We start from the raw sequence: 12,739 nt of genomic DNA, 5'->3' as shown, positions 1-12,739 counted from the left end.
ACAAAACAAATAGGAAGGTAAAGAATTATTAGTTCTAAAAAATATATATATATTTAAACAATAAAAATGATGATAAAAAATATAACAATATTTAAAAATTAAAATGTTAGGAACTAGTAAAGATATTAAATACCCTGGTTTAAATATTTTACCACCTGGAGTTGAAAGACATGTTGTTAATGGTGGTGCTCTTACTGCTTTTCAAATTTTTCCTGATGATGAATTAGAAATTATTAACAATGAGGGTAATCAAATTTGTGAAATACTTTGTTTTAACAAAGATGGTAAATCTGATGTTGGAATATTAAATTTAAAATCAAACAATAAAAAAAATTTCATTAGAAATATTCTTAATGGTAAAGATGAAACTATATTAGCAACAAATTATCAATTAAAAAAAAGAAACTTAAATATCTCAGAGTCTAAATCTTCAATCATATTTGATCCCGATACTAAAGCGGGAGAAAGTATGAAATTTAAATCAAAAGATAAATGTTTTGCTATTTTTGCTGCACCTGGCGATGATATGGATATAACAAATCAAAATCCTCCAAGTGATTTAACGATTTTTATCAAGAGATTTAAAATCATAAATGATAAAGAACTAAATGTAATACCAGATCCTGTATTTGAACCTCTGTATGAAGAAAACATAAATAAAGAAACATCTATATCTTACCAGGTAAAAGAAGGAGATTATATTCAGGTAATTAGTCCAACTGGAAGACAATGTTCTGACTTCGTAGCATTTGATACAAAAAAATTAGAAAAAGGGATTGAAAAGGGATTAGACTGGCAAACCACCAGAACATTTATGGGAAATACTTTTCCTGGACCTGGATTACACTCTAAATTTTATGATACAGACCATGAGCCTCTTGTTGAAGTTATAAGAGATACTGTAGGTAAACACGATACTTTTAATCTAGCATGTACATCTAAATATTATGAAGACGCGGGATATTTTGGTCATCCAAATTGTTCAGATAATTTAACTGAAAGTATGTCAAAATACGGTGTTCAGAAACAAAAAGGTTGGCATGCAATTAATTTATTTTTTAACACTTCTGCTGGAGGATTAAATTCTGTTATTTCTGATGAATCTTATTCAAGACCTGGTGACTATGTAATGTTTAAAGCTTTAAAAGATTTAACAATAGGAACAACTGCATGTCCAAGTGATATAGATCCGTGTAATTCATGGAATCCTACTAATATATTTGTTAGAACTTATGACAAAAATAAAGAATTTAGAAAATCATTTGGTTTTAGAATGAAAACAGACTCTGAAAATAAACTAACTAGAAATTCTGGGTTTTATGAAAAAACTTCAAAATTAACTAGAAACTTTGTTGATGCTAGAGGCTTTTGGCTTCCAAATGATTATACAAAACATGGATTAGTTAATGAGTACAATGCTTGCAGAAATGATGCTGTCTTAATTGATCTATCGTCACTAAGAAAATTTGAAATAATTGGTCCTGATGCTGAAGAGTTAATGAACTACACTCTTACAAGGAATATAAAAAAACTTTCTGTTGGACAGGTTGTATATTCCGCAATGTGTTACGAAAATGGAATGATGTTTGATGATGGAACTCTCTTAAAATTAAGCGAAACAGGTTTTAGGTGGATATGTGGAGATGAGTATGGTGGTGAATGGCTTAAAGAAATTGCAAAAAAAAAGAATTTTAATGCTATTGTTAAAAACTCTACTGACCAAATTAGTAATGTATCTTTGCAAGGTCCAAAAAGTAGAGAAATTTTAAAAAAAATAATCTTTACACCACCAACACAGCCTTCGATAGATGAGTTGGGCTGGTTTAGATTTACAATTTGTAGAATAGAAGAACTTCAAGGTATACCTTTAATTGTTTCAAGAACTGGTTATACTGGTGAGTTAGGGTACGAGATATGGTGTCATCCAAAACATGCGCCAGAAGTTTGGGATAAATTAATGGAAGCAGGTAAAGATGATGGACTTATTCCAGCTGGGTTTGCAGCTCTTGATAAACTTAGAATTGAGGCAGGTTTAATTTTATTTGGTGCTGAGTTTGACGGTGAACAAGATCCCTTTGAAGCTGGCATAGGTTTTGCTGTTCCATTGAAAACAAAAGAGGAAGATTTCATTGGTAAAGAGGAATTAGTAAAAAGAAAGGCAAACCCTCAAAAAAAATTAGTAGGATTGGAACTTGCTGGCAAAGAAATAGCTGGTCATGGAGACTGTGTTCATATAGGCAGATCTCAAATTGGTATAGTTACAAGTGGATGCTTGTCATCTACTTTAAATAAAAATATTGCACTTTGTAGAATAGACGTTCAATACTCTGAGATCGGTACCGATGTAGAGATTGGTAAAATTGACGGTCATCAAAAAAGAATTGGGGCAAAAGTAGTTGGTTTTCCTTTTTATGATCCAACTAAATCGAGAGTAAAAGCTTAATAGCTATGCCAAAAGAAAAGAAAACGCTCTTAGATTTTTGGGAAGATCAAATGAGGCAATCTCATACATCAAGTAATTACTTTTTTAGAAAATCACCGTCCCATTATCATATGATGTTGCTAGTAATGTCTGCATATAAAGAAGGTAATAAATTATCAGTAGAAGAATTAAAAACAAAACTTTTTAAAACCTCTCGACCTAAATCAGCTTTAATAATTACAGAAGCTTGTGAAAAAGGATTCTTTAGACTTGAAAAAACTTCAGCAGACCAGAGAATAAAAAATATAATGCCAAGTGAATCATTTATTAAAGAGTTTAATGATTATTTAGTAACTTTAAAAAACATAAGTTATTAGCCATTTTTTAACGAAAATTTAAGTATCTATTTTTTATATATAATTTTTAGTTCTATAAATAATTATATTAATTATCCCTACCAAAAAATAATGTTTTGCTATGACGACATTACCTTCAAAAGCAAAAGTAGTTATCATAGGTGGTGGAATCCACGGACTAAGTACTGCTTGGAAGCTTTCTGAAACATATAAAAATCCAGGTGACATCGTTGTATTAGAAAAAAAAGATACTGCTGCTGGAGCAAGTGGAATTGCGTGCGGTGTAGTAAGAAATAATTATTTTCAACCAGCAATGAGAGAATTGATGGCTCACTCAGTTTCTGTTTGGGAGAGTGATCCTAAAGCATTTAAATATAATCCAGTGGGTTATTTACAAATATCACCCGAGGTAATGCATAAAGATGTTGCAAGTATTTACGAGCAACAAAAAGCAATCGGATATGAGTCAAATTTTATAGAAGGTGAAAAAGATTGTGCTAACTACATGAAAGGTATTTTTGATGATTGGCAAGCTCAAGGTATAACATCTGTTCTTCATGAAAAGAAAGGTGGATATGCATTCAACAAGGATTCAATTAAGGCACTAGAAAACAAATCTACTTCAAATGGTGTTCAAGTAATGAAAGGTGTAAGAGTAACAGGTTTTAAAAGAGGAAGTAATAGTCAAGCAGTTACAGGTGTTGAAACCGACAAGGGAAACATTGAGTGTGAACAAGTAGTAATTGGTGCAGGTCCATGGGCAAGAGATTTTTGGAACATGCTAGAACTACCAAAAACTGCAAATATTTTAGGTAAAGATGGTAAGATGCATGAGACTGACATGTGGACTTACTGGATGTTACAAGAAGGTGTTATTGGTGTTGAACCAGATTTTTTGAAAACAAATGATGGTAAACAACCACCTGTAGTTCACGTAGACTCGACTGCTCCGTTATATTCAGACAAAAGTAAAAAGTTATTAACAGATAAAATTTGGGGAATTTATTATAAACCCGATATTGAAGGGTTAGGTGTTCAAGGTGGTACTTCACCATACATAGTTAAAAAACATTTTGATCAAGTTAATGTTGATCCTTATGGAATTGAATCTCCTGAGTATCAAACAACCGATGCTTTTAGTGAAATGTGGTGCTCAGCATTAGCACATTGTCAAAAAAGATTTGAAGGGAAATCTGATTTATATAGAAAAGGACCTTCAGGTGGTCTTGGATGTATGACACCAGACTCGTTTCCAATCTTTGACAGATTTTTTGAAAATGTTTACATGATTGCAGATGCAAACCACGGATACAAGATGATCGGTGTTGGTGAGCTTGTTGCAAAAGAAATTCTTGGTACTGAAAGTGATTTGTTAAAACCATTTAGATTCAACCGTTACGAGAAGGGAGAACTTCACCCTACTTCGAACAGTCCGTTTCCTTGGAGCTAGACTCTAAGCCTAGACACAAATAAATTTTTCAGCTACGTTTGAATAAATTAAATTCATTGAGGGGTGAAAATGACAGATCTAGAGAAACATGTTAACCAGCCAGGTAGAGCGAAATTAGTTAAGAAAGTTAGAGAAAAAATTAACGAGCTTGGCATCACTTATATTTATTACCAATTCATTTCTGTAACAGGTAGAGTTGTTGGAAAAGGTATACCCGCTGATCATTGGGAAAGAACTGCCGAAAAGGGTTTTCAATTAGTATACGGTGCTACCGCAAACTTATTTTTAGATCGTCACAATAATTATATTGGTTATGGACCAGAAGCTATGGAGCTTGTTGGAATACCTGATCCTGAAACTTTTGTTCAATTACCGTGGGATAAAAGAGTTGGAAGAGTATTTGTAACTTGTTTTAGAAACAGAGAAGAAAGAAAAAATCCAGGTGGTCATTTAACTTCAGACTGTAGAGGAAACCTAAGAATTTTTATGGATGAATTTAAGAAAAAACATGGTCTAGAATTAAGAGTTGGTACTGAGCCTGAAATGATGTGGTTAACAAAAAATGAGGATGGAACTCCTACAGGTAAAGGTTTTTCTAAACCATTCTGTTATCACATCGATCAGTTTGAGTCATTAAGACCAGTATTTATGAAGGTTATTGAGTATGCCAAAGCAATGGGTCTTGATATGATTCAGGGAGATCACGAAGATGCCCCAGGCCAATTAGAATTAAACTGGACTTACGATAACGTTTTAAGAAATGCAGATAGATTATCAACATATAGACAAATATGTGCTCAAGTAGCAAGAGAACATAATTTAATCGCATGCTTTATGACAAAACCATTTATGGGTGTCTCTGCTAGTGGTTGTCATACAAATATGTCTTTATGGAAAGGTGGAAAAATTAAACTAAACAAACTTGGTAACAAAACACTTCCGGGTGTTGAAGAAGTATTTAGTTATGTTGAAGGCGGAACTAATACTTTCATGCCAGATACAAAAGATATGCAATTACCAGGTAAAATTGGTTTGCAATCAATTGCGGGTATCATGAAGCACTTACCAGCATTGACAGCTCTTGGATCTTCAACTGTAAATTCTTACAGAAGATTATGGGATCAAGGTTTTTGGGCTCCTGTTTACGCTGACTGGGGATATCAAAATAGAACTTGTGGTTTAAGAGTTTCTGCTCCAGGAAGATTTGAGTATAGATCGGTAGATTCTATGCATAATCCTTATCTATTAGGTGCTGCTTTATTAAAAGCTTGCGATGAAGGTATAAGCAAGAAGATGAAACCAGCAGCTCCTGAATCTAGAAATATTTATGAGGCTCAAAAAGCTGGTAAAGATGTTAAAAAACTTCCATTAAGTTTAGGTGAAGCTTTAGATAGATTGGCAGAGGATGAAGTAATCAAATCTGCAATGCCAGATGAAATGTATAAAGTTTTCCATTGGTATAAAAATGATGAGTGGGAAAGATTTCTTGGTGCAACAACACAATGGGATCTGGACACTTATCTTGATTGTCTACCGTAGGTCACAGAAATAGATAGAAAGGGTAAAAATATATGTGTGGAATAGCAGGTTTAATTCATAGAGGAAAATCTTCAAATGTTGGAAGCGAACTACAAGGGATGCTCCAAGCATTAAAACATAGAGGTGAAGATTCTACAGGGTATGCTCTATATGGAGATACAGACGGAAAAAACTTCATTATGCGTTTTAAAGTTGGAGAAAACGTAGGAGAAGGAAGTTCATCGGTTATGGAAGATGTGTCTGTTTACGATGAAAGAAAAAAAATTGTAGATGAAACTCTAGCTGAGATGGGAGCTAAAGTGGTTAAAGAAGAGAGAACTCTTCCTTACTCTCTAAGATATGAGATTGATTATGATACAAAAGATTTGTTAGACTTTTCACAGAGAATTGAAAGTATTCCAGGTGTTGAAATTCTTTCTATGGGAAAATCTTTAGAAGTAATTAAAGATCTTGGAAATGCTAAAATGGTTTGTGACAGATATAGTTTAGATAAAGTGGTTGGAACACATGCAATTGGTCATGCTAGAATGGCAACTGAATCAGGTGTGGATATTAAGTCTGCTCACCCTTTCTGGGGTTATCCATTTAGTGATGTATCTGTAGTTCATAATGGACAATTAACTAATTATTGGAATAACAGAAGAGTTTTAGAAAACAAGGGAATGAGATTTATGTCAGAATGTGACTCAGAATTAATTGCAGTTTATATTGCAGAAAAAATGAGACATGGAGCAACTTTAGAAGAAGGAATGAAAGAGTCATTAACAGGTCTCGACGGAGTTTTCACATACTTTGTTGCAACTAAAGACTCATTAGGAATGGCTAAAGATACAATGGCTGCAAAACCTTTAGTTTTGTATGAGTCTGATGATTTAGTAGCAATGGGATCAGAGGAAATTGCAATTAGGTCTGTATTACCACAAGAAATTGAAACATATGATCCATTTGATGGGGAGGTGAAAGTATGGCAAATCTAAAAACTGTGTCGAAAAAATCAAAAGCACAATCAATGGGAATGCACACTGAGGTATTAACAGGAAGAACTCAACAAAAATTCTTTAATCCTGACGAAGCAGAAAACTTTTATTACTTTGGTACGTATGATGTAGATTTCAATAAAAGAACTGAGCTTGATGTTAAAGATATGACTGCACCAGAAGCTAATAAAGAAATTGATAACTTAATGAGCCAAGGGTATGGAACAATAGTAATTAAAAACCCACAAGGTAAACATAGTCTTGGAGTTGGTATTTTAAATAAACTGAATTTAATTTTTGAAGGAAGTTTAGGATACTTTGGAATGGGTTCTTCTGATGGTCCAATAGTCAGAATTAATGGAAGAGTTGGATGGTCATGTGCAGAAAATTTGATGGCTGGTAAAGTGGTAATTGAAAAAAATGCTGGATCATGTTTTGGTGCGGCAATTAGAGGTGGAGATTTAATTTGCAAAGGTAGTGTTGGTGCCAGAACTGGAATTGACATGAAAGGTGGAACTATCATTATTGGTGGAGATGCGGGTGCATTCACAGGTTTTATGATGCAAAGAGGAAGAATAATTATCCTGGGAGATGTTGGAATTAACCTGGGTGACTCCATGTATGATGGGACAATTTTCGTAGGTGGAGAAATTGGGTCATATGGTAGTGATGCTGTAGATTCGGAATTAACGTCAAGTGATCAAGATTGGCTTAAAAGAAAATTAAAAGTTGCTGAGATTGGTGAAAATTTCGATGTAAGTAAAATGAAAAAAATTGTAGCAGGTAAAAAACTTTGGAATTATGATAATTTGGAACCTACAGAGAAGAAGGGAGCAATTTAATGCCTAAGAAAAAAAGTAAAAAAGTTAAAAAAAATGGAAAAGGTGTTGGTGGAAAAGCAGATGTACATGTGCACGAAGAAGGTAAAAGAAATAAAAGTTTATTAGGACATAATGCTATCTTCACTCCTGAAGTAATAGACGACATTCATATAAAAGCTCAATTAGGAAGATACAGAATGCGTGGAATGGCATTAATGAAAAAAATTCCTACTTTTGATGATTTAGTTTTTTTGCCTGGAACACTAACTAGATTTGTAATCGAAGGTTACAGAGAAAAATGTGAAACAAAAACAGTAATTGGTCCAAGATGTGAAAATCCAATTGAGTTAGATATTCCAGTTTATATTACAGGAATGAGTTTTGGTGCTCTATCTTATGAAGCAAAAACTGCTTTAGCAAGAGGAGCAACTATGGCAGGTAGTGCTACATGTTCTGGTGAAGGTGGAATGATACCTGATGAAAGAAGATATTCTGAAAAATGGTATTACCAATGTATTCAATCAAGATATGGTTTTAACCCACACCACGCGCAATTAGCAGATGGTATTGAGGTGTTTATTGGACAAGGTCAAAAAGTTGGAATGGGTGGACACTTAATGGGTCAAAAAGTTACTGACCAAGTTGCTGAGATGAGATCATTACCATCTGGTATTGACCAAAGATCTCCTGCGAGACACCCAGACTGGTTAGGTCCAGATGATTTAGCTTTAAAAGTAGAGGAATTAAGACAATTAACAAAAAATAAAGTGCCAATTCAATTAAAGTTAGGTGCATCTAAAGTTTATGATGATGTGCGTATGGCTGCAAAATGTGACCCAGACTCAATTTACTTAGATGGAATGGAAGGTTCTACTGGAGCTGGCCCACATATCGCTGCTGCTAATACTGGAATTCCAGGAATTGCAGCGATTAGAGAAGCGAGAAGAGCAATCGATGATGTCGGAAAAACTGGAAAAGTAACATTAATTTATGCAGGTGGTGTAAGAGACGGTGCTGATATGGCAAAAGCTTTAGCTCTTGGAGCTGATGCTATAGCAATTGGTACTGGATCGATGATAGCATTAAATTGCAATAAAGATATTCCAGAGGCAGATTTTGAAAAAGAAATGGGCGTAAAAGCAGGTGAATGTTATCACTGCCACACTGGAAGATGTCCAGTTGGTGTTGCAACACAAGATCCTAAGCTTAGAGCTAGATTAAATCCCGATGATGCAGCATTAAGAGTTTACAATTATCTTCACTCAATGACTTTAGAAGCTCAGTTGTTAGCTAGAGCGTGTGGAAAAACAAATATCCATTCTCTAGAACCTGAAGATTTAGCTGCTTTAACATCAGAAGCATCAGCTTTAGCAAAAGTTCCATTAGCTGGAACTAACTACACTGTTGGAGTTGATAACTATCACAAAATATAGAGATAATTATGCCAAAGAAAAAAAATAAAAAGGTATCAAAAACGAAGTCAAAAGAGATTAAAGGTCAATTAGGTAAAAAGAAAGAGACAGACAGAGAAAAAATGATTGGCCAGTCTATTGGCTATAGATATGATGTTAATCTTTTGCCTGATTATAGTAAAATCACCCCTTTTCTAAAAAAATATATAGAGGCGATGGGATGGGATGATCTGAATTGGTTGGAAGACGTGCACATGGGTTATGAAGAAGATAGACCTGCAGTTTTTTGCAGAAATGCAAATGGTTGGGTTACTATTCCAAGTTCCATTAAGTTACCAAACAATCAACAAGATAGAGATATGATTGCAAGAGAGCTTTTGGTTAAGTTTCAAATGTCTCCAAAACATCCACTTGTTGATTTGAAAAAAGCTTACTTGAAGTTTTAATATTACAATCAATAGTTGATTATTTTTTAAATCTGGTGTTCATAACTGGATTTTTTCAATCTCTTTATATTTGTAACGACTCAGAAAATTTAATAGGGTTTAAATAAACAAATATGGAGAGAGAATATGACTGATCAGTTAGGTGCTCTTACCACGATATTTACAGAATTTTACTACTGGACAACAGTGGTACTAATGTTTTTAATTCACGTTGGTTTCTGTATGTATGAGGTTGGAGCTTCAAGATACAAACACCATCAACATACTCTTATGAAAAACACAATGCTGATACCATTGGTAACAGTAACTTGGTTTTTGTTTGGTTGGTGGATTTATTGGGCTTTTCCAACTGGACCTGGATTAGCTCCGTCAATAATGACAGAAAGTACAGGGCTTGTACTAGGTGGAGGATTTGGAGGTAATGATCTTGCTAATCCTACAAATGCTCTTATGGCAATCAATCTTAATGACCATATAATGGGTGTGTTCTGGGCAGCATTCCTTTTATTTTCATGGACCGCAGCTTCTATAGTTTCGGGTGCAGTTATTGAAAGAATAACAACATTTGCATTTGGAGTTTTAGCAATTGCAATAGGATCTGTTTTCTGGTCAATAGATGCGTCATGGGGATGGCACTTTGATGGTTGGATGCTTAAAATCTTAGGTTATCATGATGCTTATGCATCAGGTGTAATTCACGCTATTGCTGGTGGATTTGCCTTAGGTGTACTTATGGTTTTAGGTCCAAGAATTGGAAAATTTTCATCAAGTGGTGAACCAAGAAATATTGGTCCTCGAAATCCTTGGTTAGTAACAATTGGATTGTTCTTAATTTACACCGGATTTTGGGGATTTTATGCGGCTTGTAACGTTCCAATATATGATCTGGGCCCAGAGTATGGCATGGAAGGTATATCATTCTGGACAGCAACTAATATCTATTTAACACCTACTACTTTAAGTGGAATTACAATGAACTTTTTGATGTCATTGTCAGGAGGTTTATTGGCTGGATATGTTATCGCTAAAGGTGACCCTTTCTGGACTTACTCAAGTGGACTTGCTGGCATTATATGTGCGTCTGCAGGAAACGACTTATATCATCCAATTCAAGCATTAATTATTGGTATGATCGGAGTTGTTATTGCCTACAAACTTCATTACTGGGTTGAACGAAAGTTCAAAATTGATGATGCAGTTGGCGCAGTAGCTGTACATGGTTATGCTGGTTTTGTAGGTCTTGTAATTTGTGGATTCGTCTTAAATGGTTATCCTTCATCTGGTTACAGTGTTGGAGCTATGTTTGATGGAACAACTTATGCAACAATTAATCCATTAGGACAATTTATTGGAGCAATAATAATGTTCTTTGTTTTAGGATTGATACCTGGCTATATCATCGCTAAAGTTCTTAATGGTATGGGTAAATTAAGAATCCCACGAGAAGTTGAAATAGCTGGACTAGACTATGAAATGATGGAAAGTGCTAAAGAAGATGAAAAAGCAGTTTCATCAGCAACCAGGTAAAGGAGAAAAATATGGCAACAGTATCAAACTGGATAGATCATCTTAATAAACCAGCTGAAGAAGTTGGTGGATCGGTTTATCCTGGAGCTGGATCTAGTGAATTTATACTAGTTCTTTTGTTAATTGCTGTGTGGATAGGATGGACTGTAATTACAAGCAAATCTGAAAGTGATGAGCTGAACGCATTATCCAGAAAAAGACACGGTGCTAACGACCATAAAAGTAATATTACTGAATGGTAAAATAAAATTTGGGCGCTACAAAATTGTAGCGCCCTTTTTTAATGATTTAAATGAGTGAAGACAAAAACGAACAACTAAGACCGAGTAAAATGAGAGGTGTTGCTTTTCCAAAAGCAAAGTATGGAGTAATTCTTGCAATTATTCTGATAATTTTAGTTAATTTTACTTATTATAAAGAAACTATCTTTTCATTTTTCAAATAATTGTGGTAGCCTTAGCAATGGCTAAAAACTTATTTAAAATAGCTAAACAAAAAAAAATTAAATATTTTTTAATTAGTTTTGTAGATTTGTTTGGTGTATTAAGATCAAAACTAGTCCCTGCACATGCTATTAAAGAAATGCAAGTTACAGGAGCAGGTTTTGCAGGTTTTGCTGCTTGGTTAGATATGACACCTGCTGACTCTGATATGTTTGGAATTCCTGATCCAGATAGCTTAATCCAGCTTCCTTGGAACAAAGAGGTAGGATGGTTAGCTTCTGATCTATGGATGAATGGTAAACCAGTAGATGCGTCGCCTAGGGTAATGCTAAAAAATCAAATAAAAAAACTTAAAAAACAAAATTTAACAATGAAATCAGGTGTTGAGTGTGAATATTTTTTGATTTCACCTGATGGCGACTCAATTGCAGATCCAAGAGATACACAATCCAAGCCTTGTTATGATCAATCAGCTTTAATGAGAAGGTATGATCTAATTAAGGAAATTTGTGACTGTATGATTGAAATGGGATGGGGCCCATATCAAAATGATCATGAAGATGCTAATGGACAATTTGAAATGAATTGGGATTATTCAGATTGCTTAAAAACAGCAGATAGACATGCTTTTTTTAAATTTATGGTAAAAACAATTGCTGAAAAGCACGGATTGAGAGCAACATTTATGCCTAAACCATTCGAAAATCTGACAGGTAACGGTTGTCATGCCCATGTATCTGTTTGGCAAGGTAGTAAAAATAAATTCTTAGACAATAAAGATAAACTAGGTTTAAGTAAAATGGCGTATAATTTTTTAGGTGGAGTAATTAAAAATGCTTCATCTTTATCTGCTTTTTTTAACCCAACAATAAATAGCTATCGGAGAATTAACGCACCACCAACTAAGTCTGGAGCATCGTGGTCACCAAGTAGTATATCCTATACGGGTAATAATAGAACACATATGATTAGAATACCTGATCCAGGAAGGTTTGAATTAAGATTGATGGATGGTTCTGCTAATCCTTACTTGTTACAAGCAGGCGTTTTAGCAGCAGGTCTATATGGTTTAAAAAATAAAGTTAATCCAGGTAAACCTTTGGATTGTAATATGTATGAAGACCATGCAAAGTATCCTGACTTACCAAAACTGCCTGATAAACTTACACAGTCTTTAAATTTATTACAAAATAATAAAGAAATGAATGAGGCTTTTGGAAAAGAAACAATCAATAGTTATATAAAACTTAGAAAATCTGAAATTGAGGAATTTGATAATAAAGAAAACTTCGATAAGTCCAAACCTGTAACTCAATGGGAAAGACAAAATACTTTAGACTGTTAAA

Annotated in this window: 12 protein-coding genes; all 12 read left to right on the top strand. The window is 34.1% G+C overall.

What is annotated here, in order from left to right; translation table 11 throughout:
• Positions 1–103: 103 nt before the first annotated feature.
• The 12 genes from ACTT9Y_RS00755 (at position 104) to glnT (ending at position 12,738) form a co-directional block, all read left to right on the top strand.
• Entirely contained in the window at positions 104–2,443 is a 2,340-nt protein-coding gene (locus ACTT9Y_RS00755; protein WP_440932576.1) for a DUF1989 domain-containing protein, read from the top strand.
• Positions 2,444–2,448: 5 nt separating this feature from the next.
• Positions 2,449–2,799 (top strand): hypothetical protein, encoded by a 351-nt coding sequence (locus tag ACTT9Y_RS00750; protein WP_440932575.1) that lies wholly within the window; start codon positions 2,449–2,451, stop codon positions 2,797–2,799.
• Positions 2,800–2,899: 100 nt separating this feature from the next.
• Positions 2,900–4,228, top strand: coding sequence for an NAD(P)/FAD-dependent oxidoreductase (locus ACTT9Y_RS00745; RefSeq protein ID WP_440932574.1), 1,329 nt, complete (start codon positions 2,900–2,902; stop codon positions 4,226–4,228).
• Between the two features lie 69 nt (positions 4,229–4,297).
• Complete coding sequence (locus ACTT9Y_RS00740; RefSeq protein WP_440907613.1) at positions 4,298–5,767, top strand: glutamine synthetase family protein; 1,470 nt, start codon at positions 4,298–4,300, stop codon at positions 5,765–5,767.
• A gap of 32 nt (positions 5,768–5,799) precedes the next feature.
• On the top strand, positions 5,800–6,744 hold the full coding sequence (locus tag ACTT9Y_RS00735; RefSeq protein ID WP_440907612.1) for a glutamine amidotransferase: 945 nt from the start codon (positions 5,800–5,802) through the stop codon (positions 6,742–6,744).
• Positions 6,732–7,586 (top strand): GXGXG motif-containing protein, encoded by an 855-nt coding sequence (locus ACTT9Y_RS00730; RefSeq protein WP_440932573.1) that lies wholly within the window; start codon positions 6,732–6,734, stop codon positions 7,584–7,586. Before ACTT9Y_RS00735 ends, ACTT9Y_RS00730 begins: the two co-directional genes overlap by 13 nt.
• Positions 7,586–8,998 carry an FMN-binding glutamate synthase family protein gene (locus ACTT9Y_RS00725; protein ID WP_440907610.1) on the top strand — a complete coding sequence of 471 codons (1,413 nt, stop codon included), beginning with the start codon at positions 7,586–7,588 and terminating at the stop codon, positions 8,996–8,998. Before ACTT9Y_RS00730 ends, ACTT9Y_RS00725 begins: the two co-directional genes overlap by 1 nt.
• 8 nt (positions 8,999–9,006) lie before the next feature.
• Complete coding sequence (locus tag ACTT9Y_RS00720) at positions 9,007–9,423, top strand: hypothetical protein (protein WP_440932572.1); 417 nt, start codon at positions 9,007–9,009, stop codon at positions 9,421–9,423.
• 126 nt (positions 9,424–9,549) lie between these two features.
• Positions 9,550–10,950 carry an ammonium transporter gene (locus ACTT9Y_RS00715; RefSeq protein WP_440907608.1) on the top strand — a complete coding sequence of 467 codons (1,401 nt, stop codon included), beginning with the start codon at positions 9,550–9,552 and terminating at the stop codon, positions 10,948–10,950.
• An 11-nt stretch (positions 10,951–10,961) separates the two neighbouring features.
• The gene (locus tag ACTT9Y_RS00710) at positions 10,962–11,192 is read left to right on the top strand and encodes a hypothetical protein (RefSeq protein ID WP_440907607.1); all 231 of its coding nucleotides are present in this window, start codon (positions 10,962–10,964) and stop codon (positions 11,190–11,192) included.
• A gap of 50 nt (positions 11,193–11,242) precedes the next feature.
• Positions 11,243–11,395: a hypothetical protein gene (locus ACTT9Y_RS00705; RefSeq protein WP_440932571.1), complete on the top strand. Its 153-nt coding sequence runs from the start codon at positions 11,243–11,245 to the stop codon at positions 11,393–11,395.
• Positions 11,396–11,412: 17 nt separating this feature from the next.
• Positions 11,413–12,738 carry a type III glutamate--ammonia ligase gene (gene glnT, locus ACTT9Y_RS00700; protein WP_440932570.1) on the top strand — a complete coding sequence of 442 codons (1,326 nt, stop codon included), beginning with the start codon at positions 11,413–11,415 and terminating at the stop codon, positions 12,736–12,738.
• Position 12,739: the final 1 nt, after the last annotated feature.

It is taken from the genome of Candidatus Pelagibacter sp. (assembly GCF_052049995.1).
Lineage (GTDB): Bacteria > Pseudomonadota > Alphaproteobacteria > Pelagibacterales > Pelagibacteraceae > Pelagibacter.
The sequence above is the reverse complement of the archived record's forward strand: the minus strand, read 5'-3'. Positions and strand labels throughout refer to the sequence as shown.